The sequence below is a fragment of the Vibrio ziniensis genome (assembly GCF_011064285.1).
Classification (GTDB): domain Bacteria; phylum Pseudomonadota; class Gammaproteobacteria; order Enterobacterales; family Vibrionaceae; genus Vibrio; species Vibrio ziniensis.
On sequence record NZ_CP049332.1, the window covers coordinates 74,692 to 99,156 of the forward strand.

The 24,465-nt window shown below is 43.9% G+C and carries 19 protein-coding genes; 10 read left to right on the forward strand and 9 right to left on the reverse strand.

The genetic code is table 11. The annotated features are described in order from the left end of the window. The first annotated feature begins 218 nt into the window (after window positions 1-218). Window positions 219-506: a hypothetical protein gene (locus G5S32_RS15255; protein WP_165312894.1), complete on the forward strand. Its 288-nt coding sequence runs from the start codon at window positions 219-221 to the stop codon at window positions 504-506. Between the two features lie 205 nt (window positions 507-711). Next, window positions 712-1,656 carry a ribosome biogenesis GTPase YlqF gene (ylqF, locus tag G5S32_RS15260; protein ID WP_165312895.1) on the forward strand — a complete coding sequence of 315 codons (945 nt, stop codon included), beginning with the start codon at window positions 712-714 and terminating at the stop codon, window positions 1,654-1,656. 55 nt (window positions 1,657-1,711) lie between these two features. Here the strand turns inward: ylqF and G5S32_RS15265 are convergent, their stop codons facing one another. Next, complete coding sequence (locus G5S32_RS15265) at window positions 1,712-2,698, reverse strand: CobW family GTP-binding protein (protein ID WP_165312896.1); 987 nt, start codon at window positions 2,696-2,698, stop codon at window positions 1,712-1,714. Between the two features lie 515 nt (window positions 2,699-3,213). On the opposite strand from G5S32_RS15265, the gene clcA reads away from it, so the two are divergent. Both clcA and G5S32_RS15275 read left to right on the forward strand, forming a co-directional pair. Next, window positions 3,214-4,611: a H(+)/Cl(-) exchange transporter ClcA gene (gene clcA / locus G5S32_RS15270; protein WP_165312897.1), complete on the forward strand. Its 1,398-nt coding sequence runs from the start codon at window positions 3,214-3,216 to the stop codon at window positions 4,609-4,611. A gap of 202 nt (window positions 4,612-4,813) precedes the next feature. Further along, window positions 4,814-5,779, forward strand: a complete 966-nt coding sequence (locus G5S32_RS15275) for a TDT family transporter (RefSeq protein ID WP_484606995.1) — start codon at window positions 4,814-4,816, stop codon at window positions 5,777-5,779. 11 nt (window positions 5,780-5,790) lie between these two features. Here G5S32_RS15275 and G5S32_RS15280 read toward each other — a convergent pair whose 3' ends face one another. Continuing rightward, window positions 5,791-6,753 carry a sensor domain-containing diguanylate cyclase gene (locus tag G5S32_RS15280; protein WP_165314165.1) on the reverse strand — a complete coding sequence of 321 codons (963 nt, stop codon included), beginning with the start codon at window positions 6,751-6,753 and terminating at the stop codon, window positions 5,791-5,793. A gap of 235 nt (window positions 6,754-6,988) precedes the next feature. On the opposite strand from G5S32_RS15280, the gene G5S32_RS15285 reads away from it, so the two are divergent. After that, window positions 6,989-8,575 (forward strand): DEAD/DEAH box helicase, encoded by a 1,587-nt coding sequence (locus G5S32_RS15285; RefSeq protein WP_165312899.1) that lies wholly within the window; start codon window positions 6,989-6,991, stop codon window positions 8,573-8,575. Between the two features lie 122 nt (window positions 8,576-8,697). On the opposite strand, the gene G5S32_RS15290 is transcribed toward G5S32_RS15285, so the two are convergent. From G5S32_RS15290 to cra, 6 genes are all read right to left on the reverse strand, one after another. Beyond that, on the reverse strand, window positions 8,698-9,138 hold the full coding sequence (locus G5S32_RS15290) for a universal stress protein (RefSeq protein ID WP_165312900.1): 441 nt from the start codon (window positions 9,136-9,138) through the stop codon (window positions 8,698-8,700). A gap of 109 nt (window positions 9,139-9,247) precedes the next feature. Beyond that, window positions 9,248-9,661, reverse strand: coding sequence for an alternative ribosome rescue aminoacyl-tRNA hydrolase ArfB (gene arfB / locus G5S32_RS15295; protein WP_165312901.1), 414 nt, complete (start codon window positions 9,659-9,661; stop codon window positions 9,248-9,250). 99 nt (window positions 9,662-9,760) lie between these two features. Next, window positions 9,761-12,268, reverse strand: coding sequence for a bifunctional diguanylate cyclase/phosphodiesterase (locus G5S32_RS15300; protein WP_165312902.1), 2,508 nt, complete (start codon window positions 12,266-12,268; stop codon window positions 9,761-9,763). A gap of 323 nt (window positions 12,269-12,591) precedes the next feature. Next, complete coding sequence (locus tag G5S32_RS15305; protein WP_165312903.1) at window positions 12,592-15,633, reverse strand: AAA family ATPase; 3,042 nt, start codon at window positions 15,631-15,633, stop codon at window positions 12,592-12,594. 1 nt (window position 15,634) lies between these two features. Next, complete coding sequence (locus tag G5S32_RS15310; protein WP_165312904.1) at window positions 15,635-16,771, reverse strand: exonuclease SbcCD subunit D; 1,137 nt, start codon at window positions 16,769-16,771, stop codon at window positions 15,635-15,637. 201 nt (window positions 16,772-16,972) lie between these two features. Next, window positions 16,973-17,953 (reverse strand): catabolite repressor/activator, encoded by a 981-nt coding sequence (cra, locus tag G5S32_RS15315; RefSeq protein ID WP_165312905.1) that lies wholly within the window; start codon window positions 17,951-17,953, stop codon window positions 16,973-16,975. Window positions 17,954-18,276: 323 nt separating this feature from the next. On the opposite strand from cra, the gene fruB reads away from it, so the two are divergent. The 5 genes from fruB to G5S32_RS15340 all read left to right on the forward strand — a co-directional run bounded on the left by fruB (window position 18,277) and on the right by G5S32_RS15340 (window position 23,677). After that, entirely contained in the window at window positions 18,277-19,416 is a 1,140-nt protein-coding gene (gene fruB, locus G5S32_RS15320; protein ID WP_165312906.1) for a fused PTS fructose transporter subunit IIA/HPr protein, read from the forward strand. A gap of 10 nt (window positions 19,417-19,426) precedes the next feature. Further along, window positions 19,427-20,389, forward strand: coding sequence for a 1-phosphofructokinase (gene pfkB / locus G5S32_RS15325; RefSeq protein WP_165312907.1), 963 nt, complete (start codon window positions 19,427-19,429; stop codon window positions 20,387-20,389). Window positions 20,390-20,406: 17 nt separating this feature from the next. After that, window positions 20,407-22,149 (forward strand): PTS fructose transporter subunit IIBC, encoded by a 1,743-nt coding sequence (fruA, locus tag G5S32_RS15330; protein ID WP_165312908.1) that lies wholly within the window; start codon window positions 20,407-20,409, stop codon window positions 22,147-22,149. A gap of 217 nt (window positions 22,150-22,366) precedes the next feature. Further along, complete coding sequence (locus G5S32_RS15335) at window positions 22,367-22,963, forward strand: DJ-1/PfpI family protein (protein ID WP_165312909.1); 597 nt, start codon at window positions 22,367-22,369, stop codon at window positions 22,961-22,963. Between the two features lie 60 nt (window positions 22,964-23,023). Beyond that, on the forward strand, window positions 23,024-23,677 hold the full coding sequence (locus G5S32_RS15340; protein WP_165312910.1) for a glutathione S-transferase family protein: 654 nt from the start codon (window positions 23,024-23,026) through the stop codon (window positions 23,675-23,677). Window positions 23,678-23,764: 87 nt separating this feature from the next. Here the strand turns inward: G5S32_RS15340 and G5S32_RS15345 are convergent, their stop codons facing one another. Then, window positions 23,765-24,463 (reverse strand): ATP-dependent zinc protease family protein, encoded by a 699-nt coding sequence (locus G5S32_RS15345; protein ID WP_165312911.1) that lies wholly within the window; start codon window positions 24,461-24,463, stop codon window positions 23,765-23,767. Between the last annotated feature and the right edge of the window lie 2 nt (window positions 24,464-24,465).

Genomic DNA, 24,465 nt, shown 5'->3' on the forward strand with positions numbered 1-24,465 from the left:
GCGTCCATTAAAAATTAGCAACAAACCTGATAAGATATTTTTCCAGCATGCATACACACCTTACCTAAGCTTGAACTTATGGTTTGGATTGCTTGCTTCAGATGAATGATAAGCGGCAGTACCCGGTATAAATGCTGCATAAAGGGTTCGGTTAAAATAGTTTAGCTCGAACAAAACTAAACATTAAAGGGCAAGACGCCCTTTTTTCAGAGCGCATCATGTATCAACAAGTCAACGAAACCAGTGCCAAAGACAAGCTAAAAAAAGCACTTTTATGGTTAATCGTTGTTGATTATTTCCTACTGACTCTGGTTTTATTTCAACTAACCAGCCTGACACTTAACAGCGGTGTTTCCATTAGCTTGTTGCTGGTTATTTATAATGTACTGCTGACCACTCTTTGCTATCAACGTACCAATGAAGGCGAGTCGTATATTATCTACCCAACGATAACAGCAACATTACTGTCATTCATTTATCTTCTCTATTTTTTCTTTCTGGTTTGAAATAGAAAGCAAGCGACCTTCAATCAAGACATTACCCACTATCCATGACTGATTTGTATATCAAGTTAAGCGGATTCACGCGCAATGATAAAAATGCTAAAATACTCAGCATATAAGCTGTTGTGATTAGGATTTACTTAGTGTGGTCATTCTGCATACTTTTGTCCCCCAGCAACTAAAAAAAATTCAAAGGCAATAAATTCAAATGGTTAACAACAATATTCAGTGGTTTCCTGGGCATATGCATAAAGCACGCAAGGAGATCGAAGAAGTTATCCCACAAGTCGATGTGATCATCGAAGTGTTGGACGCGCGCATTCCTTTTAGCAGTGAAAACCCGATTATTTCAAAACTTCGCAAAGAAAAACCTTGTGTGAAAGTGCTGAACAAGCGTGATCTGGCTGATCCAGAAATGACTCAGCTATGGATAGAGCACTTAGAAAAAGAGCAAGGCGTTAAAGCAATTGCGATTACCACGTCTAACCAACAAGAAGTTATGCAGATCATGGAATTGTGCCGTAAGTTAGCACCAAACCGTGAGGCGTTAGGTAAAAATGTTCGCACTATGATTATGGGTATCCCTAACGTAGGTAAATCCACCATCATCAACTGTTTAGCGGGTCGTGCGATTGCTCAAACCGGTAACCAGCCTGCGGTCACTCGTCGTCAGCAACGTATTAATCTACAAAACGGTATTGTACTATCAGATACCCCTGGGATCTTATGGCCGAAAGTGGAAAACCCGCACAGTGGTTTTCGTTTAGCGGCGACAGGCGCAATTAAAGATACAGCGATGGAGTACGAAGAAGTGGCATTCTACACCGTAGAATACCTAGCTGAGCGTTACCCAAGACTGTTGAAAGCACGTTACAACATCGACGAAGCACCAGAGTCTGATCTTGAGTGGATGGAAGAGATTGGTCGTAAGCGCGGTGCACTGCGTGCAGGTGGTCGTGTTGATTTACACAAAGCATCTGAAATTTTGCTGCATGAGTTACGCCAAGGTATCATAGGTCAGATCACTCTTGAACACCCTGAGATGATTACTCAAGAGCTCATTGAAGTGGAAGTCGAAGAAGCTCGTAAAGCAGAAGAAAAAGCGAAAAACAAAGAAGAGCGTCGTAAACGCTATCTGCGTAATAAGCGCTAAGATTCTAACGAGTTTTAAGCAAGAAAGGGCGACTGTTATGTCGCCCTTTCTATACCTATCGAGTTATTCCAGCTAATTTCAGCAAAATACTCTCTAGTTGATCCCAAGGCATAAGCTGTGAATCAATCACTTCAAGACGAGACTCAAAACCTTCTAAGCTAAGCTGATTCACCGATACAACACCGTTTGCCGAGTTAAATGCAAAACAGCCTTGATCTGTATTTACGACGGCTTTTACACGCTCTGCCTTTAGATCGCTGATCAATGAGAAAAGCTCATCAAAGTTAAAACGGTACTCTGCACCAAACAACCAACCACAGCTGAAATACCCCTGCCCTTTGTTCTCTTTACGAGCGAAGGGCTGGTTTGGATCTAGCTGAAACTCAGGTTCCATTTCTGCGTGGTGATGATGGTGAGATTCGATATGTGAAGAAGCTCCACCGTGAACACGTTCAATATCCAGAACTTCAATCGGTAGTTGACCGCGAGTAACCAGCTTATGGAATACTTTTGCTGGTGTTTGATCTGTCACCCAATCATTGAATGCATCAATATCATGAGCCGTACACTCATCCACCTTGTTACCAATAATGACATCTGCCGTTTGCAATTGATCATTGAAGTTTTGGTTTCCGGTGTATTTCTCGTTGCTTAAATTACGTGGGTCAACTAGCCCAATCGTCGCTTTAAGATCAACATACGGTGTGTATTGGTCAGAAGTTAATGTCGCAATCACCTGTTTTGGATGCCCAAGCCCCGTTGGTTCAATAATTAAACGGTCTGGCTTCTGACGCAGCAGAGCGTTAATACCAACAGACATAGGCACGCCTGCCGTACAACACATACAGCCGCCCGGTACTTCTTTAATTAGCGCACCTTGATCAGACATCATTGCGCCGTCAATGCCAATTTCACCAAATTCATTAACAAGAACCGCCCACTTCTCGTTTTCCGGCTTATTCTTTAAAAGATTCAATATCGTGGTTGTTTTCCCTACGCCGAGAAAACCCGTAATGATATTGGTTGGAACTTTATTCGTCATCGCGGTACTCCTTTTCCAAGGAGTATACATAGGTGGATACAAGCTTGCTATACGCGCTTTGTGGAGTTACAGATGACAACGTGAATTGCGGTAGGCCAGAATGCACAAAGGCGCACTGCGGGAGCGCGCCTTATTCCTCGTTACTCAATCGTGAGTCTGCGGATTCTCTCATCTCTAGTTAGATGCACTTGAATCAATGACGAGGTCTATCGAATAGAATTTTGATTCCTTCCAAATTGTAAGTAAGGCTTTTTTTCACATCCTCCGTAAGAAATTTCGATAAACGCCTTACGATTTAAATATGGCTCATTTCCGCTGAAAAACAAGTTTCTCAGCGAATATTATCGGCAATTTTTTTACCTAAATCACCTTTTTGAAAGGTGATAACAATCATCTACTTTCATATAAAAATCATATATGAAAATCTAATTTGCAACTTTGCAGCTATAGTTGATTGTAATCGTAAGTATAATCTGACGTTCCTCACATAACGCCAACGATGAGACTCGTTTTAAATGACCAACAGAGAGAAATTTACGCAAAGTTTTCTAGCAAAAGTTCCAAAAGATGCTATCAACCAGTTTCTCTCTAAAGATAAAACGCCGATCTCAGTTCTGTTTTTGTCTCTTACAGTGGGAATATTGGCAGGTATTGTCGGTACTTACTTTGAAAAAGCCGTTCATTTCGTTTCAGAAACACGTACTGAATGGCTGATTAGTGAGATTGGCAACCTACTTCCTCTTTGGTTGGCTGCATTCATCATCAGTGCCGCGCTAGCATTTGTCGGTTATTATCTTGTTCACCGTTTCGCTCCGGAAGCGGCAGGTTCAGGTATTCCGGAAATTGAAGGTGCGATGGATGGTATTCGTCCTGTACGTTGGTGGCGCGTTATTCCAGTAAAATTTTTTGGCGGCATGGGTGCATTAGGTTCTGGTATGGTTTTAGGACGTGAAGGCCCTACTGTACAGATGGGCGGCGCAATCGGGCGTATGATTTCTGATGTGTTCCGAGTAAAGAGTGAGGACACTCGCCACTCTCTTCTCGCCTCTGGCGCCGCTGGCGGTCTGGCGGCGGCATTCAACGCTCCTCTTGCTGGCATCATGTTTGTCGTAGAAGAGATGCGTCCGCAATTTCGCTATTCGCTTATCTCTATTCGAGCAGTCATTATTTCTGCGGTGTCCGCCAATATCGTGTTCCGTTTGATCAACGGTCAGGAAGCGGTTATCACCATGCCCGAATACGATGCACCAGAACTGAAAGCGCTCGGTTTATTTCTGTTTTTGGGTATGTTGTTTGGCATTTTCGGCGTGATATTTAACCGTCTTATCACGTTGTCTCAGGACATCTTCGTTCGCATCCATCAAAACCAGCGCAAACGCTATCTGATCACAGGCTCACTACTTGGTGGCTTTTTTGGTTTAACACTACTTTACATTCCAGAATTAACAGGTGGTGGTATCAACTTTATTCCTGATGTGACCAACGGCAATTACAGTGCAACGGTTCTACTGCTGCTTTTCATCGGTCGTATTTTCACAACCGTGGTCTGTTTTGGTTCTGGTGCACCTGGCGGTATCTTTGCGCCTATGTTGGCACTCGGTACTCTGTTTGGATATGCCTTTGGTTTGATTGCAAAAAGCATTTTCCCTGAATTGGATATCGAGCCAGGAATGTTTGCCATTGCCGGTATGGGTGCGTTGTTCTGCGCGACAGTTCGTGCGCCGATTACTGGTATTTTACTGGTTATCGAAATGACAGGTAACTACAACCTGATTCTTCCTCTGATTATTACAGGTTTAGGTGCGGTGATATTCGCTCAGATGTTTGGCGGACAACCAATCTACAGCCAACTACTTAATCGTACGTTGAAGAACGAAAAACTTCGCCAGCAAGATCTACCGCAGCAAGAGTAAAAGAAGATTAATATTTAGTCATATCGGATAGATATGACTAGTCTGCTACGCATTTTGTGACAATTACACACAATATTGTCGTACAGAAGATGTGGAAACTTGTTAATATCGCCCCCCACAAAACAGTGGTAGCGGTGTTGCCTTATCTCGAATGCTCAAACTTCGTTACAACACTGTAGGACGTTGTTATGCGGAGTTTTCGTTGAACTGGAAAAGGTTTCTTCAAGTACAAGGGGTTCCCCCATCTCAAGCAGCCCTTGCTCTAGGCATGATTGGCTTGGGTCAAGCGTGGGCGCTATATTTCCCTATGGTCGGTCTTACTATCCGCCCTTATTTGGCTGCGATAGGCGCACTCTTGTTGCTGCCTGTTTTGGCTAAATATCTGACCAACTACAAAACCTTTCTCGCAGATATCAGCCATCCTCTTTCAGGAAGCCTTATGGCGCCAATGAGTATGGCATTATTGATACTCTGTGATTACTTAGCGGTTATCTCCCCACTCGTTGCCTATCCGATTTGGGCATTAGCTATGATGCTGCACTTTACGATGATGGTTTTGTTCTTCGGCTTTCAACTGATGAACTTCAAAATATCGAACATTGTACCTAGCTGGTTTTTATATCCGGTGGGAATGATCAGCAGCTCTCTGGCAGGAACACAGTTCGGACACAATGTTTTTTCAGAAACACTAGTACAAGTGTGTGTCGCAATCTACTTCGTCATGCTACCTGTTGTTTTGTACCGTTTAGTCTTCTTTGGTTCTCTACCTCGCAGGGCTAGACCAACACTTGCGATCATGGCCGCACCAATTAACTTAACGCTTGCTACTTATCTGGTGAACTTCCCGCACCCAGATCCGATTCTAACAGGTGCTTTAGCTGGCATAGCGATTGCCATGACGCTGCTAATCTACTTATGTTACATACGTTTGTTGCGGTTGAAGTTTCAACCTTCTATCGCTGCCGTCACTTTCCCCTCAGTGATCAGTGCTATCGCAATGCACCGATTAACCACCTTTTTTGAGTCAGATTACCCACACTGGCACTGGCTGCATAATTTTGGTTTCTTAGAATTGACGATTGCGACGGTGTTAGTGATTTGGGTTTCTACAGGTTATATTAGAATGTATTGGCCAGAGTTTTTCTCTAACAGAAGCGCTTCCAAATAAACCAAAACCAACTATTTTTTTTCTGCACTGATATACGCGACACCATTTTTACCACTGTGTTTGACCTGATACATGGCTTTATCAGCAAGCTCGTACAGCTCTTCGAATGTGTAATTGGACGTTGTAAAGTCGCAAACACCAATACTAAAACCGATATGCGCTAAACCGCTGTCTAACTTGAGAGGCTCACTGACATTGGTCAGCAATTGGTCGATGTAACGGCTAATAACATCTCTTGAGTGATCAACACACAGCACCACGAACTCATCGCCGCCAAGACGAGCGATAATTGACTCACTCGGCGCACACTGTTTTAGCCAATCCGTTACTTTCATTAAGACCGCATCACCCGCTTTATGCCCTAGGTGATCGTTGACTGTCTTGAAGTTGTCTAAATCAATAAAAATCAGAGATGCTGGTTGTTCTAAAATGCCGCTGCAAATTTCATCGCACTTTTCGACAAGCACTTTGCGGTTAAGTAGGTTGGTTAAAGGATCTAACGTTGCCAACCTTGCAAGTTCAAGTTCGTAACGCTTTTCCTTTGTGATATCGATATGAGTCCCCATCATTCGCAGAGGCTTGCCTTGTTCATCGTATTCAACAATACGTCCACGATCAGATACCCAGCTTGTACTGCCATCATTGTGAATCATTCGATGAATCACCTGATACGTGTCCACCTTGCCATTAACATGGTCTTCAAATGCACCGACAGCTAAATCATAATCATCAGGATGTAAACGGCTCTTCCAGATTTCCACTGTCGCTTCCAACTCTTGCGGTTGAAAGCCAAGCATCTTACCCCACTCCATATTAAAGATGGTGAGTTTGCCAGTGGGTAAATGATTTTCCCACAAGCAGAGGCCATTTCCGTCAAGTGCAGCGTTAAGCTTTTCATCCAAGCGCTGATTTTCACGAGTCAGTTTTTCAACTTGCTGCTCTAGTTGATTAATTCGCTTTAAATAATCGTCCATGAATTCCAGTACTTGTATTGCGTCTAACATTTATAGGCGTTTAGTTTAGCACCATATCAATACGCTTAAATTATAATTTGGTAGCAATTAATCATTTCCATTTGTTTGAGAAACATGCCAAATGGAAATTATCGGTTGCCACCGTAATGCGAAAGCCTCAGAATGTCGCACTTTTCGCCAGCGGTGATCTTTTATCCGTGGTGAGTGTTATTAAGTAAATTACTGAGAATTAAATATGGGTTTTACCTCGCTAGGTCTTTCTGCGCCAATCCTTAAAGCTATTGAAGAAAAAGGATACACCATTCCTTCACCTATCCAAATGCAGGCGATTCCGGCTGTATTAGAAGGCAAAGATGTCATGGCAGCGGCACAGACAGGTACAGGTAAAACTGCGGGCTTTACGCTGCCAATTCTGGAGCTACTTTCAGGTGGCCAAAAAGTGCGTGGTAATCAAGTTCGCGCTCTGGTTTTAACACCAACTCGCGAGCTTGCAGCTCAAGTTGAAGAGAACGTCAATACCTATAGCCGTCACCTGCCACTTTCTAGCGCGGTAGTGTTCGGTGGAGTAAAGATTAACCCGCAAATGCTACGCCTGCGCAAAGGCGCTGACGTATTGGTTGCAACACCCGGTCGTCTACTGGATTTATACAACCAAAATGCAGTGAAATTCGACCAACTGGAAGTTTTAGTTCTAGACGAAGCTGACCGTATGCTTGATATGGGCTTCATCCGTGATATTCGCAAGATCCTAGAGTTATTGCCAAAGCGTCGCCAAAACTTGTTGTTTTCGGCAACCTTCTCTGACGAAATTCGCGCACTTGCTAAGACCATGGTGAATAACCCTGTTGAGATCTCAGTAAGCCCTGCGAACTCAACAGCAAGGACGGTAGAACAATGCATCTACCCGGCAGACGTGAAGAAGAAAGCGCCTATGCTGGTCAAACTGATCAAAGATGACAACTGGCAACAAGTACTGGTGTTTACTAAAACTAAGCACGGCGCAAACAAACTGTCGGCTTTCTTAAATGATGAAGGCATTACTGCAGCACCGATTCACGGTAACAAAAGTCAAAGCGCTCGTACCAAAGCCCTAGCCGATTTCAAAACTGGTGAAGTACGTGTTTTAGTTGCGACTGATATTGCAGCACGCGGTATCGACATCCCTCAGCTACCGCAAGTGGTTAACTTTGAATTACCAAAAGTAGCTGAAGATTACGTTCACCGTATTGGTCGTACAGGACGTGCTGGTGAAGTGGGTAAAGCCATTACGTTAGTGTCGGCACTTGAAGCATCAGAGCTGTTTGCTATTGAACGTCTAATTCAACAAGTGCTGCCACGTATGGAACTTGCAGGTTTTGCACCGTCAAATAAAGTGCCTGAGTCTGTTTTAGACACGCGCCCAATTAAGCCGAAAAAGCCTAAGAAACCGAAGAAGCCTAAAGCGCCAAATACAGAAGGTGCTTACTCTGCTCAAAGTTCTTCAAAAGCGGGCAAACCTGCGGCTAAGCCACACGCTAAACCAACGCAGCACACTAACCCAAAAGAGCACGCTAAATCGAAAGAACACGGTAAGCCAAAAGCGAATGGTGAAAACAAACAACGCGCTAAGGGAGTTGCAGATAAAGCAAAATCTGACCAGAAACCAACGGCTAACAAGTCCGGTGGCAACGGTAAACTAAACAGAAATGGTAAACAGGGCTCAAATGGCAAACCGACTATAAGCAGTAAGCCAAGTGCAAACAGCAAGCCAAGCGGTAACAGAAAACCGAATCACGGTTCAAACCAAAACCGCAGTCAAAACAATAGTAAGCCATCGGCATAATATCGATTCCTAAAAAAAGAGTGTGACCCCAAAGTCACACTCTTTTTCATTCCGCGTCCTTACTCTTCAATCCTATCTTATCGTTCTCACCCTAAGAGTTGAGTTAACGCTAGCTTGAACCATTAAGATTCCATCGGTACGACTAAAATATCAATCGATGACTTGTTGATAAGACCTCGAGAGTAAGAAACCATATTGCTCCAAAAGTCATGATGATGTCCGCAGATCAGTAAATCGTAATCATGCTGTTCAATGACTTTTTTAAGCTTGTTACCCAAGCTGCCAGTCCCTACCCAGAAATGTTTGATCGGAAAATCAGGAAATTGCTCTTTGGTGTATTTCTGGAAGCTTTGAAGAAGCTCATTGGAATGCTGATTAAGAGGCTTTTGAGTTGGGTCTTGTTGAATATCAATTAACTGGGTATACACCTCACCAACCGCACCCGCGACATGAATAAATGAGACGTCAGCGTCGAAAGTATTCGCCATTGAAACCGCTTTATTGATTAATGCTTTGTTCTCTTCGGTCAGCTCTAGTGCGACTAAGATATGTTGGTATTTCATAACTGTGCCCTTATGCCTATATGACTGATGAGAGCATAGTCTTTATTGAGAAAAAAGGTGTCACTGAGATCACACGATTAAAAGTTAATTTACCTGAAAGTTCAAAAACTTAATAGGTCACTTTTCCTCGGAGTGACTTGTTTGCACCGTTTCTTTTCTTTGCTTCAACACGTCGCACTTGAGAAGCGCGAGTTGGCCTAGTCGGTCGGCGTTTCTTCTCCACAACCATGGTGTTGGCAATCAATTCTCGCAGTCGGTTTAAAGCATCTTCGCGGTTTTGTTCTTGAGTACGGAAGGTCTGCGCTTTAATGATGATCACCCCTTCTTTGGTGATTCTGCTATCTGAGAGAGCAAGTAACTTTTCTTTGTAGATCGCAGGAAGTGTTGAACGCTGGATATCAAAACGAAGGTGGATAGCACTGGAAACCTTATTCACATTCTGCCCACCGCTGCCCATTGCGCGGATCGCAGAAAGCTCAATTTCCCAATCGGCAAGTTCAACGGTGTTGGAGATTTTCAGCATGACAGTACATTGAAAGATTAAAGCGAGCGGGCATTCTAAAGAACTTCTGCTCTTATTTCTACGAATTGAGTTGCTTGATCTAGTCAACTAAGTAGCGAGTTAGTTTGATTCAGAACCAGACTGAAGTGATGAGCAAAAGATTTCACTGATCGATTCAATGGTTAAAGGAGGGGCAAAATAATATCCCTGTACAACATCGCAACCATGTTCTGAAAGCGCATTAAATTGCTCCATGGTTTCAACACCTTCTGCAACCACAGTCATTTTACAGGAACTTCCTATAGCAATAATCGCTTTCACCAGTGTACGAGTTTGTTCGCTCACTAAGATTTTATCGGTAAAGGAGCGATCAATCTTGATCTCGGTGATGGGTAGCGTATTTAAATAGCTTAACGAAGAATAGCCTGTGCCAAAATCATCCAATGAGAGTCCAAAACCATATGCTTTCATGCTGTTTAAGCGTTCCGCAACCATATTAAGATCTTCTAATAACACGTTTTCAGTAATTTCTAATGTCACTCGAGAAATATCAATTCCGATCTTTTGCGTAACTTCAAGTAAGGTTTCAGGGAAACTTGGCTCCATAAGCTGCTTGGGTGAAATGTTGATAGATACCCCCATCGCGTCATGACCATTAGGGCTGATGGAAAGGATATCTTCACATGCTTTACGAAATACGAAATAACCCAGTTCGTGGATAACACCAATATCCTCTGCTGCTGCGATAAACTTGATTGGCGAAATAGGGCCCAGACGTTTACTGTTCCAGCGAGCGAGCGCCTCAACACCAATATTCTTTCCACTCTGAACATCAATTTGAGGTTGATAAAGCACTTTGATTTCTTCTTCCTTAAGCGCTTTTCTCAACTCTTCTTCAATCATGTAGTCAAGTTGTATCTCCTCATTGACATCATTGCTGTAAAACATCGCACTTCCTTTATGGTGCGCTTTTGATTTATATAAAACGACATCAGCTTTACGAATTAAAGCCTCAGGATCAGTGTCATCGCTAGGGAACATGGCAACACCTATACTACAGTTGGTAGTTAAAACTTTGCCATCAATAATGAATTTGTCTTCAAACACCCGCTGTATTGCCAAGACTTTCTCTCTAGCCGCCCTGTCATCGGATAAATCAGGGAAGCAAAAGATAAACTCATCACCACCAAACCGTGAAACGGTATCATGAGGACCAAGGATACTCTCAAATTTTCGGCTCACGGTTTTAAGTAATTTGTCACCTGCGGAATGTCCATAGAGGTCATTAATTTTCTTAAAATCATCCACATCAAGCAGCATTACAGCACCAAAGCAGCGATTATGATGAGCATAGTCAATTCCGCTGTGGATGATTCCATTCAGCAGCAGTCGATTGGGTAAGTCTGTTAGCGAATCATGCTCAGCAAGATATTTCAGTTTGTCTTTGATCTGTTTGAGTTCATTGAAATCTTTACCTATTCGTTCCTGAAAACGATTGAAGCGGTCACCAATGGCTCGTCCAAGTTTCAACGAAAGTGCAATGATAATAAGCGTCGAAACTAGACTTGCTAACACAACTCTCTTTAATTCGGCCCTATTGCTTTCTTCTAAAGCACTAACATTATCAGCAAGATATGCTTCAAAACGCTGCACGTAAAAGCCGGTTCCAATTGTCCAGTCCCACCCATCAATCATTTTTAGATAACTGATTTTTTCACCGCCATTAGGAGCACCTGGCATGTATTTAGCCATATAGTGTGTAAAACCAGAACGGTCACCATCTTTTTTAGCACGGATCTCTGCTAATTGAGAACCAAGCTCATCGGATACATGAGTATTAACCATTGATGGCTCTGGGTGTGAAACAATGGTGCCTTCTTCATCAATGATAAAAACGTAATCATTGTCGCCATAACGAAAGAATTGAAGCCACTCAACAACTTGCATCTTGATATCCGATTCAACATCAACAATGTAATCGCCCGTACCTACGTACCAACCATAGGGTTCGAACAACTTACCAAAACCAATTTTCTCAAACTGTTCTTTCGCATCCACATCTGGTTTGCTGTACCACCAACGATAAAAAGCTTCCCCACCTGCCGCTTGCATTCTAGCGATGTGCTCCTGAACAATAAGAGTTCCGCGAACATCTTTAGTATTCCATACGGAATGCCCCTCTAACTGAGGGAACAAACTGTGCATCACATTGATACCATTGGAGTCATAAATGAAGAAATATCCGCGCCCATGATTAAAACGGATTGGTCGTAGTGCCTCCGTAATCATTTTCATCACTTCTTCTGTTGGCTTATTCCGGTTGCGCTCGTAGATATTAGAGGCAATCTTATGCGCTTCGTACACTCGGTCATAAATTTGCTTTTGCAGCGTTTTTTCTGTCTGGCTTTTTTGCCTATCAATTTGATCGGCAATTTGTTTTATTTGGTCTTGAATAACTTGTTTCTGCTGCTCAATCAGGTTTTCACGGATGAACTCTATTTTTTCTTCCGACTCGATTCGGTTGCTTTGAATAAGGATAACATTAACCACAACTGCAAATAGAGTGATGAACACTGCTGGCGCATATCGAATAATATTCAGCAATTTTCTATCGTTTAATGGCGTCATCGCTTCCTACTTGAGCATGTGGTTACTCAATAAGAATAGACAATTTTGACTAGTTTCAAATGACGAAAAGCCTAAAGTGGTAGTTCAAGCAAAAAGATCAGCATTTTGATGATTATGAAGACTTTATATACTCAAACTAATTGGAGTTGCAGGTAGGCGGCAAGTAAGTGAATCCCCTGAGCATAGATAAACTATGTGATTGGGGTGAATGAACGTAGCCCCCATACCAAAACACAAAGCGCTGCAGCTTCAAGTAGGAAGAGTATAAATGCAAAAAAGCGAGCCAATTGAACTCAGCTCGCTTTTCTTTGAGTTGCTTATTATTAAGCAACCAACTTTATCGAACTGCCCGTTCTAGACGCTTCCACATCTAACCGTAGTGAAATCTGTTCTTTAAGTTCACTAACGTGGGAAATGATGCCTATGGTTCGCCCGCCCTGCTGTAGATCTATAAGAGTTTGTATAGCTAAATCGAGTGACTCAGGATCTAAGCTACCAAAGCCTTCATCAATAAACAGCGTATCGAGACGAATACCCCCACTGTACGACTGCACTACATCTGACAATCCCAGAGCAAGAGAAAGCGCCGCCATAAACGACTCACCGCCTGATAGGGTTGCGACATCACGCCATTTCCCTGTGTAGCCATCTTCCACCATAAGATCCAGCCCTGAACCACTATTGCCTTTTGCACGTTCTTCTTTGCGCTTGAGTAAGTAGCGCCCTTTGCTCATCAGTTGTAATCGCTGCGACGCCTGAATCAACACATCGTCCAGAAGTACACCCAGCACAAAACGATGCAGACTTACTCTGGCTCCCGTTTTACCCGTAGCAATATCACTCAATGTGCCAAACACCTGATAGGCTTTTTCCAGTTCCTCATTTTTGGCATAGAGAGCGGTAAGTTTCTGCTGAACCTGAGTAAGACTATCCGTTCGAGAGCGGAGATGAGTATAAGTTTGCAATGCTTGGTCAACTTCTTGTTGTTTGGTCGCCAATACCTGCTCTAGCGGTTCCAAATCAGGTAGCGGCTGATCTTTTAGTTCGTTATTGATCGACTCAAGCTGAGTTTTGAGCGATGCGCCTTTGTCTTCGAACTGACGAATGGAAGACTCAAGCTCAGCGATGGCGGATTCAACCAACTTAGCATTTAAATAAGCTTCTTGATTTTCAAACTCACTCGCCGACAAAGCATCCAACCATTCTTTTTCGGTAACTTGCTTCTCTTGTGACCATTGCTTTTGTAGAGTGAGTGCATCACTCAATGATGATTCAATCGCTGAAAGCTGCTTTTGGACTTCAGCAAACTGTTGCTGGGCAGTCTGTTCCGCTTTTTGCACATCCTCGATTTGCTTTTTAACCGCTACGTATTGGCTCCTAACCTGTTCAACGTTTTCGAACCCAGACGAGATACCTTCACGCAAAGTAGCTACTTCGGTTTCTAGCACTGTCACCGCATGTTTGCTTTCTGCGGTGCTCACAATGAATTTTTCAAGGTTAGCCTTGGTTTGTAGCAGACGTCCTTCCAGCGTTTCTAACTGAGATTTCAATACTTGTGGCTGCATTAGCGAAAGGGTTTGGATCTCTTTTTCCAACGCGACCTTGGTTTGCTCAAGCTGCGCGAGTTCAGGTATCGCTTGCTCTGCAATCTTAGCAAGCAACTGACTCAGTTCACGTTCAAGCTGAGCAAGATTGGATAGCGATAACTGCTGATTCTTCAGAGCTTCCAGCTCATTTGTCGCACGGCGTTGCTGTTCGTCGCGGGCATTTTTCACATCAGCGCGAGTAACCACATCACCGGTAAAGCTTGCTAAATGCGGGTGTTCTAGGCTTCCACATACGGGACAAGCATCACCTTCGCTTAATGATTTAGCCAACTCCGCCGCTTGGTTGGTGTGCCAAATCATTTCTAGCTTATCAGCTTCTCTCTTAGCGTTGGCTGTCATTTGCTGGGCTTCTTTATAAGCGTTTTCAGCCACCACCACATTCTGTTTGAGCTTGATTTGCTGCTCACTTAATTGGTCACTGCTTTGGCGAATCTTAATCTGTTCAGCAATGTTCCCCAGAGAAAGACGTTTTGCATCTAAGCTCGACACCGCGTGCGAGGTTTGCTCGTATTCCGCTCGTTTGGCTTGAATCTCACCATCTAATGCCTTTAGCTGTTTCTCTAGTTCCTCTTCCTCTGCTTTCGTTTTGGTAAAAGTTTGCTGAGCAACGATAAGTGCCTTTTGTTTATCATCTAAGGCGCGGTACTTTTTGCCGACTTCTTCAAGTTGATAAAGCTGTTGAGACAGTTCTGGGACAATCTGCGCATTGTGAACTGCTTGCTTCCAAACCGCTTCGTTTTGTTCAAACTGAAGCTTGATTTGCGAAGTTTGCTGCTGCTTTTCTGCAACGCTTTTTATCGTTTGTTCAAACTGCTTTGTCGCACTTACCCACTGATTGAAAGGCAAATCCAACGCTAGCGCTTTTCTCGCTTTTACTCTTTTCTGGCGCAATAATTCAACGCCAGCCAGTTGTGACTGATGTTCAGCAACGGCTTTTTCAATCTCAGCTTTTTGCGCAAATTTCTGCTTCAGCTCCAACGCCAAGTTGCGCAGTTTCTTCGCTTCATCCAGTTGCTGTTGCAATGTTTGATAAGCCTGCTCACCTTGTTTCAACTCTGGTTCTAACTTGGTTTGTTCTTCTTTTAACTCTTCTTCAGAGGCGACAGAAACGACATTCAATGCACCTTTTATCTGGTTATCAAACTCGTCTTTCTCTTTTCGAATACCCGCAGCTTTATCAAACAGCGCACGTTCAATTTGTGTATAAATCTGCGTTTGGAATAGCTGACCAAAGATTTGTTCACGTTCTTTAGAGTTCGCAACCAAGAGCTCTCGAAACTTACCCTGTGGAATCACCATAACCTGACGGAACTGCTTCACATCCAAGCCAATCAAATCAACCATAGCCTTGGCAACTGGATTCGGTCTGTTAGCTAGCAACTTCTGCTCACCATTAACGAGTTCCACCAGCGTGGCTGAGTGAGTTTTCTTGGTTGTGCCTTCTCCACGCTTTTTCAGCGTTTCTTGATCTGGAATGCGAGTGACGAGATAACCTCGACCTGCCAATTCAAACTCGAACTCAATTTCAGTGAGCAGTTCTGCATCCGCGTAATCACAACGCATCTGATCGCCAGTACGTTCGCTGCCCGTCGTTTCTCCGTACAAGGCAAAACAAATCGCATCTAGAATCGAGCTTTTTCCAGCCCCTGTTGGACCATTAATTAGAAACAATGGTGAAGCACCAAGGCTGGTGAAATCTACCACCTCTTTGCCAGCAAAAGGACCAAATGCCTGAATCGATAATCGGACTGGGCGCATCTTATTCCCCTTGCTTCAATGACTGGATAACCACACTCACGGCTTGTTCTTGTGCTTCGGTTAATGCTTCTTGCTTAGCTTCAAGGAAGAAATCTTTGAACATGTCCATTTCTCCGCGAGCCAGACGTGCTTTGCCCATTTCCTGATCCACACCAATCAGCATGCCCGGCTTTTCAAGATGCAGAACATTTGGGTAAACCTTTCGCAGCTTTTCCATTGGGTCGAGAATGGCATGTTTATCTTGCAGGCGAACCAGTAAATAGTCGTGGCTGTTTGGGTCTGTTTTGCCCTGTTGCAGAATCTGCTCTAACTTGCCTTCCACAATGCGCATATTATGAGGAGCATCAAGCGGAACTTGAGTTGCCGATACAAAGCCATCTTTGTTCAGTTCAACCAACGTCATTGCTTTCTTATGATGCTGTTCACTGAAGCTGTACTTCATCAATGAACCTGAATAACGGATGTAATCAGTGCCTTTCATCTGAGGCTGATGCAAATGACCAAGGGCAACATAATCGAAGGATAAAAAGTGTTCGTGGCTGACTCTGTCTGAGCCCCCGATGGAAAGTGGACGTTCTGACTCAGATTCAATCGCACCATCAACGAAACAGTGGCTCACAAGCACGTTGCGTTGCGACGATTTAAATTCCTCGACAATTAAGCCACAAAGATGTTGATGTGCTTCATCGTGAGTGCTGACGACTGTCTGATAATAGTGGCGCACAAGTTCAGGATCGTTATAAGGCATACCATAAAAAGCAACTTCACCCGCCAGTTCACTAGTCAGCACAACGGGCTCGAGCATCTGCTTAAAGTCAGCAATGATGTGCAAGCCAGACTGCTTCATCTGCTTAGCAGCAAAGCCTAATCGCTTGGCTCCGTCGTGGTTGCCCGGTATCACAATCATAGGCACACCAAGCTCACCGCAAATTTGCGTGACAACTTCATCTAACAATTCAATAGCCATCGTCGGTGGTATGGAGCGATCGTAAACATCACCCGCCAGCACAAGAGCATCCACTGGATTCTGTTTGATGTAATCAACAATTTGAGAGAGAACGTGTCTTTGATCTTCAAGTAGCGACACGTTATGAAACTGACGGCCAAGGTGCCAATCTGAGGTGTGAAGAAACTTCATGCCTTTCCTGTGCAACGAACACTTTTATAATAGTTGCCAAATATGATACCCGTTTTATGAGTAAATGCGACGCTGAAAAGGCAAAGAGTGAGTGCTGATACAGGATTCGTTGCCCTTTGTGTTCAATAAGTAACACCTAAGGGCAACAAGCCAACTGATTTGTTTGTTAAGCTCTGTTTAATGAGCTTGTTTGTTTTGCGTTTAAGCTCTGACTTTTAAACGACGAGGAACCAACTCAACACCCGCCTGATAACGCTTCGCTGACGCATTAAGTGCAAGCGCTAAAGCGCTATCAGCAATCACTTCAAATTGTTGCGGTAATGAATTGATTTTGATTGGCAAGAAATCCAACAAGCGGTTGTCACCAAACGTTGCTAAACGAATGTTCTTTAAAAGATCAGGATGTTCCATCAGCACATCTAAAATACCTTCCAACAAGGTATAAGAGGTTGCCACAATCGCATCTGGCAGACGTTCCTTTTTCACCCACTGTTCAAACACACGGCGGCCTTCTTCACGGTTAAAGTGTTCGCCGTAACCCAGCATAAATTGGCGTTGGTTTGATTTCGCAGCAGACTCAAAACCAAGTTGACGCTCTTGAGAAATGTTCAGCTCAGGTAATGCACCAATCAACCCTACCGTTTTCACATCTTCTGTTAATAGCGAGGACGTGAGGTCATAAGCTGCCCCGTAATCTTCACTGATCACGCAGGCAAAATATTCGTCATCTAACGGACGGTCAATCGCAATAACCGGAGTACCTAAGTTTTGCATTTTTAGGTAATACTCACTGGCATTTGGAATCGAGCTCGCTACAAAAAGCGCATCGATACGACGTGACACTAGTGCCTCTGCTGCACTGATTTCAGTTTCAGGATCATCATCAGAACAGGCAATCAAAATCTGGTAACCCGCTTGTCGAGAATTTTGCTCGATAAGCTTAGCTAATCTGGCGTAACTGGTGTTCTCTAAATCTGGAATGATCAAACCAAACGAACGACTATTCCCCGCTCTTAATGCCGATGCCGCATGATCTGGTCGATAGTTGTATTCATTGACCACAGCCATGACTTTCTGCTGAGTCTTTTCGCTAATGCGGTACTTTTGGGCTTTTCCATTGATCACATAGCTTGCAGTCGTTTTCGAAACTCCAGCTAATTTCGCGATTTCATCTAGTGTCATATCAACTGCTCTATTTATGTGCGTCGGATCATAGAAACAATTTTTCGATCCTCATTGGAGTTGAATTATACGCTGAATCGATTCAGTATAAAAGCTGAAAGGATTCAGCAAAGTTGGGAATTGATACCAATGTCAATGTTTACGGTAATTTCTCAATAATCAGTAGACGTTACAAGTGACTATTTGAAAACCATTTGGCAACTTTGCTGAATTTTTTTGGACTAAACGCTGAATCGTTTCAGCTAATGTTAGATAAAAGTTAACTACAATAAAAAAGAATTAAAAATAATCTTGTCGAACTACGACAAAAGAAGGGGCAAACAATGCTGCAATTAACTACTCAAAACATTCAACTTGCTCAAGCTCACGCTAATAAGTTGGACGCTATTCGCGCTATCGCTGCCGACCTCACTCAAAAAGGCTTAGTCGATAGTGGCTATGTTGAAGGAATGCTGAACCGTGAAGCTCAAAACTCTACGTTTTTGGGTAACGGTATCGCAATTCCTCATGGCACCACAGACACACGCGATCTCGTTAAACAAACAGGCGTTGCGGTTCACCACTTCCCTAACGGTGTGAACTGGGGCGACGACACCACGGTTTATGTTGCGATAGGTATCGCGGCGAAATCTGATGAGCACCTTGGCATTCTAAAGCAACTGACAAAAGTGCTTTCTGCTGATGGTGTAGAAGAGAAACTGAAACAAGCTAAATCGGCGAATGACATCATTGCTCTGCTCAATGGTGAAGTTCAGTTCGAAGCGGATTTCGATGCTTCACTTATCCAACTGCTATTCCCTGCAAGTGACATGGTGCAAATGAGCGCTGTTGCTGGGGGTCTATTAAAAAATACAGGCTGTGCGGATTCTGAATTCGTTGCGGATTTAGTCACTAAAAAACCTACTCATCTAGGCAAAGGCCTATGGGTAGTGAGCAGCGATAAAGCAGTGAAACGTACAGGCATGTCTTTCGTTTCAACAGCAAATCATTGTGAATACGAAGGTCTGCCAGTGAAAGCACTTGTTGCCTTTGCTGCTTGCAACAATGCACACCAAAACATGCTTAACACGCTGTCGCAAAAAGTATTCGCTGGCGAACAAGAAGCATTTTTGAAAGCTAATGTGGATCAACTGCTTGCTCTATTCAGTAACGAAGTGCAAGAAGAAGCGCCTGCTGAATCTGCGGGTGAAAATGTTGCGGTATTTAAGATCAAAAACTCTCACGGTTTGCATGCTCGTCCAGGCGCTATGTTGGTTGCTGAAGCGAAGAAATTTGAATCAGCTATTAAGGTTTCAAACCTTGATGGTGATGGAAAATCTGTCAACGCTAAGAGCTTGATGAAAGTGATCGCATTAGGCGTTAAGCACGGTCATCAGCTTCAGTTCACTGCCGAAGGTCCTGACGCTGCAAAAGCACTGGAATCTATCGGCGCTGCGATCAACGCAGGTCTAGGTGAAGGTTAAGGAGCGACTTATGACAACCAAAAAAGTCGTTACCGTAACTCTGAATCCGGCGCTCGATTTAACTGGCAGCTTAGAGACGCTGAACGTGGGTACTGTGAGCCTTGTTAAGAAAGGTTCACTTCATGCAGCGGGTAAAGGTGTCAACGTAGCAAAAGTGCTGAGCGACCTTGGCGCAGAGGTGACTGTTACGGGCTTCCTTGGTAAAGACAACCAAGAGATGTTCTGCCAACTGTTTGAAGAGATGGGTGCGCGCGATGAGTTCATCCGCATTCAGGGTTCAACCCGCATCAACGTTAAACTTGTTGAAGCTAACGGTGAAGTAAGTGACATCAATTTCCCTGGAATCAATGTTACTGAGCAAGATATTGCTGCGTTTGAAGCGACACTACTTCGTCTTGCGCAAGACCATGATTATTTCGTGCTAGCTGGAAGCTTACCAACGGGTGTTTCTCCAAGCTTATGCGCGTCTTGGATAGAAAAGCTGCATTCACTTGGTAAACGCGTTCTGTTTGATAGCAGCCGCGATGCCCTTGCAGCAGGCTTAAATGCTCATCCTTGGCTGATTAAGCCAAACGATGAAGAACTATCTCAGTTTGTTGGTCGTGAGTTAGCAACGCCTCAAGAGTGTCGTTCAGCTGCGGCGCAACTGGCTGAGAAAGGTATCGAGAACATCGTTGTCTCAATGGGAGCCAACGGAACCATGTGGCTAAACCAAGGCCAATGGCTTCATGCAAAACCACCGCGTATGGAAGTTGTTAGTACCGTCGGTGCTGGTGACACCCTAGTTGCTGGTCTTTGCTGGGGACATATGCAAAACATGGACAAAGAATCTTTAATCACATTCGCAACAGCCCTGTCTGCCCTAGCGGTGACTCAGGTTGGTGTGGGTGTGACTTCAGAAACTCAATTAACCACCCTACAAAAAGAAATCCAATTACAACCAGTTGATACTTTTACAGTATCTAACGATTAAGGACAGAAGGTCGTACTATGAATATTGCTATTATCACTGCATGCCCTAGCGGCGTTGCAAACAGCATTATCGCTGCCGGACTACTTGAACAAGCGGCTAAATCGCTGAACTGGACTTCCGTTGTGGAATGTCACTCTTCTGTGATTGAAGGCTACACGCTGACTGATTCAGACATCAGCGGTGCTGAGGTAGTTATCGTTGCAGCCAATACACCTGTTGATACCACTCGCTTTGTGGGCAAAAAAGTTTACCAAAGCGACATTTCGGCTTGCACAAGTAACCCAACAGCGTACTTGAAAGCTGCTGTTGAACAAGCATCAGAGCTTAGTGCAAACGCAGCAACCACTTACCAAGCACCAGCGGCTCCAGTAGCTAGCGCGAAGAAGATCGTTGCGATTACTGCTTGCCCAACAGGTGTTGCACACACTTTCATGGCAGCTGAAGCGTTGGAAGAAACCGGTGCTCGTCTTGGTCACAAAGTAAAAGTAGAAACTCGTGGCTCTGTTGGTGCTAAAAACCAACTGACTGCTCAAGAAATTGCTGATGCAGATCTTGTCATCATCGCTGCTGATATCGACGTTCCACTTGATCGTTTCAACGGCAAAAAACTGTACAAAACCAGTACGGGTCTTGCGCTGAAGAAAACAGAACAAGAGATCAACAACGCATTCGAGAAAGCAACGGTTTACACCCAAGCCGAAGCTTCGAAGAGCGCAGAAACCACTGGCGAGAAAAAAGGTGTGTACAAGCACCTAATGACGGGTGTTTCACACATGCTTCCAGTGGTGGTTGCAGGTGGTTTAATCATCGCACTTTCTTTCGTATTCGGTATCGAAGCGTTTAAAGAACAAGGCACTCTAGCGGCTGCGTTGATGACTATCGGTGGTGGCTCAGCATTCGCTCTTATGATCCCTGTTCTTGCTGGCTTTATCGCGTTCTCAATCGCTGACCGTCCTGGACTTGCACCGGGCTTAATCGGCGGTATGTTAGCAAGCTCTACTGGCGCAGGTTTCCTTGGTGGTATCGTTGCGGGTTTCTTAGCGGGTTACAGCGCAAAATTCCTTGCAGATAAAGTATCGTTGCCTCAGTCAATGGAAGCACTGAAACCGATTCTTATCATTCCATTCTTTGCTAGTTTAATCACTGGATTAGTGATGATCTACATCGTGGGTGGTCCTGTATCAAGCATCATGACTGCGATGACAACATTCCTTAATGACATGGGTTCAGCAAACGCAGTACTGCTTGGTATCATTCTAGGCGCAATGATGTGTTTCGACCTTGGTGGCCCTGTAAACAAAGCAGCATATACATTCGGTGTTGGTCTATTAGCTTCTCAAACTTACGCTCCAATGGCAGCTATCATGGCAGCAGGTATGGTTCCAGCTCTAGGTATGGGTCTAGCAACTTTCCTTGCTAAAGATAAGTTTGAACCAAATGAGCGTGAAGCAGGTAAAGCATCATTCGTTCTTGGTCTATGCTTCATCTCTGAAGGTGCAATCCCATTTGCTGCGAAAGATCCAATGCGTGTTATCCCAGCATGTATGGCAGGTGGTGCTTTAACTGGTGCTCTATCCATGCTGTTCGGTGCGAAACTAATGGCTCCACACGGCGGTCTGTTTGTACTAGCAATCCCAGGAGCTATTACTCCAGTATTTATGTACCTAGTAGCTATCGCAGCAGGTACAGCGGTAACTGGTTTCGGCTACGCATTCTTTAAAGCACGCGCAACTGCGAAATCTGCGGTTACTGCATCTTAAGATAAAAAAAGAGGAGCTAAGCCTTTACTTGGCTCCTTTCTAATTCCAAGTCTTTGCCCCCCTTAGGCTATTGCCAGTGACACCTCTCACTGGCTTTTTTATTTTGGCTTAAACGAGAAAAACGTTAAGTTTATGTCTGCCCATTGACCAACTATTTTTGTTGGCTAATCATGGGGTTAAAGCTTTGCCCAAAATGCGCCAATACATCGAGGATTATATGGATATAGCTGTACTCACGTTTGATGGATTCAATGAATTGGATTCGTTTATCGCTTCAAGCATCCTGAACCGAATGAAACAATATGGTTGGAATGTTCAAATTACCTGCCCCTCAGGATTTGTTACTTCAATGAATGGCGTTCGAATTGAAGCACAACAGCCGTTAGAATTTGCTAATCGAGCGGATGCAGTGCTCTTCGGCAGTGGCATATTCACACGAGATATCGCTAAGGACCAATCCATTTTGTCTCGCCTTTCACTCGATCCAAACACTCAAATTATTGGCGCTCAATGCTCTGGAACATTACTACTTTCGGCTTTAGATTTGATTAACGATGTTCCAGCCTGTACGGATTTAACCACTAAACCTTGGGTGCAGGAAATGGGAGTTGAAGTTCTCGAACAGCCATTTTTTGCAAAAGGTAATGTTGCTACCTCTGGTGGATGTTTATCCTCTCAATATCTAGCAGCTTGGGTAATCTGGAAATTGTCCGGTCGAGATCATGCAGAAAAAGCCATTCACTACGTTGCTCCCGTTGGAGAGAAAGAGTTGACGGTGGAGCACTGCATGTCAGTACTTAAGAACTATATTTAGGCCGTTCATTTTTTACAGGATTGATAACGTTATAAGCCGCAGATAGACAAGGAGTCACTTTTGTTCAAGCTTTATTACTACCCGAACAACGCAAGCCTAGCGCCTCATTTTTTGCTCCACCACCTGAAAGCTGATTATGAGTTAATCTTGGTAGACAAAAAGGCGAATTCTCAGAAATCAGCTGAGTATCTCAAGTTGAACCCTGCTGGTCGTATTCCAACATTGGTTGTTGATGGCCAATCTATATTCGAGAGCCCAGCGATATGCATGCATATCTGCGAATTACATCCTCAATCTGGTTTAATGCCAGTAATAGGAGATCCCAAACGCCCATTGTTTTTTCAGTGGCTCGCTTACTTAAACAACACACTTCAAGCTGAATTGATGGTTCGTTATTATCCACAACGACATACCAATGAAGAATCGACCATTCCGAATGTGGTCGCAGCGCAAGATGAACGAATTGCTGAAGCGCTCTCCATCATTAATGACCAACTTAAACACAACAAGTATTTGCTAGGCAATACACTTTCAGCGTGTGATTACTTCTTGTTTATGCTTGCTGAATGGTCACTACCAATAGAAAAATCACCACTAACTTTCAAGCATTTAGCTGCATATTTAAAGCGCCTATGCGACAACCCAACGGTTAAAGATGTGTGTGAAATTGAAGGTATGGATCTCGCACCCTTTAAAACGTATGTGCAAAATTAGCTGTTCACTATAACCGTACTAAACACGGCCAGTGCCCCCCAAAAGAAAAGCCAGCGGATGCTGGCTTTTTCTATTAACTAATCAAGATTATTCATGCTTCGGCTGAATATACTTACGACTTACATCCACAAGAGCCACATCTTTGAAGAAACTACGACCTAACAACACAGGGAAAGTTAAGTGGCTTCTGTCTGTAAGGGTAAATTCGGTCTTCTCTTTCAAATCGCCAATTTGAATCCATGCCATAACCACAGCACGACGTTGAGTACCTTCCGCACTTGACTGACGAATATCAACCCAACGTTCAACTGGAAGAGCATACTCTTTGCTTTTCACATCATCGTGTGCAATTTTGAACTTAACCCAGTCTTTGCCATCACGCTCAAATGGAACGACATCCACTGCGCTCACGGAGGAGGTAGTTGCTCCAGTATCAATACGTGCACGGAAGCTCTCTTTAAGACCCGGAACGTAGACCCATTCTTGTTCACCAAGAATCAAGCGACCATCGGCTGTTTTCTTCACATCAACTACTACTGGAGGCTTAGATGTGGGCTTTGACTGTTGTTCTGGTTTCACTTCTGCTTTAGGTTCAGCAATCGGCTCGACCTTTGGTGTTAGGGTTTCATATTTACTGAGGTCTCTTTCTGTTTGAGAAACCTCTTGTTTAGGTTCCTCAACTTGAACAGCTTGATCCTTTGCGTCACCTTCGCCAGACGTTGTTGAACAAGCAATTAAACCGCCACTGAGCATCAAAGGAATTATAAATTTCCACTGTTGTTTCATTC

What these genes read in the sequence shown, in the direction of transcription:
- G5S32_RS15255 (WP_165312894.1), top strand. Translation starts at nt 219, where the DNA reads ATGTATCAACAAGTCAACGAAACCAGTGCCAAAGACAAGCTAAAAAAA.
- ylqF (WP_165312895.1), top strand. Translation starts at nt 712, where the DNA reads ATGGTTAACAACAATATTCAGTGGTTTCCTGGGCATATGCATAAAGCA.
- G5S32_RS15265 (WP_165312896.1), bottom strand. Translation starts at nt 2,698, where the DNA reads ATGACGAATAAAGTTCCAACCAATATCATTACGGGTTTTCTCGGCGTA.
- clcA (WP_165312897.1), top strand. Translation starts at nt 3,214, where the DNA reads ATGACCAACAGAGAGAAATTTACGCAAAGTTTTCTAGCAAAAGTTCCA.
- G5S32_RS15280 (WP_165314165.1), bottom strand. Translation starts at nt 6,753, where the DNA reads ATGGACGATTATTTAAAGCGAATTAATCAACTAGAGCAGCAAGTTGAA.
- G5S32_RS15285 (WP_165312899.1), top strand. Translation starts at nt 6,989, where the DNA reads ATGGGTTTTACCTCGCTAGGTCTTTCTGCGCCAATCCTTAAAGCTATT.
- G5S32_RS15290 (WP_165312900.1), bottom strand. Translation starts at nt 9,138, where the DNA reads ATGAAATACCAACATATCTTAGTCGCACTAGAGCTGACCGAAGAGAAC.
- arfB (WP_165312901.1), bottom strand. Translation starts at nt 9,661, where the DNA reads ATGCTGAAAATCTCCAACACCGTTGAACTTGCCGATTGGGAAATTGAG.
- G5S32_RS15300 (WP_165312902.1), bottom strand. Translation starts at nt 12,268, where the DNA reads ATGACGCCATTAAACGATAGAAAATTGCTGAATATTATTCGATATGCG.
- G5S32_RS15305 (WP_165312903.1), bottom strand. Translation starts at nt 15,633, where the DNA reads ATGCGCCCAGTCCGATTATCGATTCAGGCATTTGGTCCTTTTGCTGGC.
- G5S32_RS15310 (WP_165312904.1), bottom strand. Translation starts at nt 16,771, where the DNA reads ATGAAGTTTCTTCACACCTCAGATTGGCACCTTGGCCGTCAGTTTCAT.
- cra (WP_165312905.1), bottom strand. Translation starts at nt 17,953, where the DNA reads ATGACACTAGATGAAATCGCGAAATTAGCTGGAGTTTCGAAAACGACT.
- fruB (WP_165312906.1), top strand. Translation starts at nt 18,277, where the DNA reads ATGCTGCAATTAACTACTCAAAACATTCAACTTGCTCAAGCTCACGCT.
- pfkB (WP_165312907.1), top strand. Translation starts at nt 19,427, where the DNA reads ATGACAACCAAAAAAGTCGTTACCGTAACTCTGAATCCGGCGCTCGAT.
- fruA (WP_165312908.1), top strand. Translation starts at nt 20,407, where the DNA reads ATGAATATTGCTATTATCACTGCATGCCCTAGCGGCGTTGCAAACAGC.
- G5S32_RS15335 (WP_165312909.1), top strand. Translation starts at nt 22,367, where the DNA reads ATGGATATAGCTGTACTCACGTTTGATGGATTCAATGAATTGGATTCG.
- G5S32_RS15345 (WP_165312911.1), bottom strand. Translation starts at nt 24,463, where the DNA reads ATGAAACAACAGTGGAAATTTATAATTCCTTTGATGCTCAGTGGCGGT.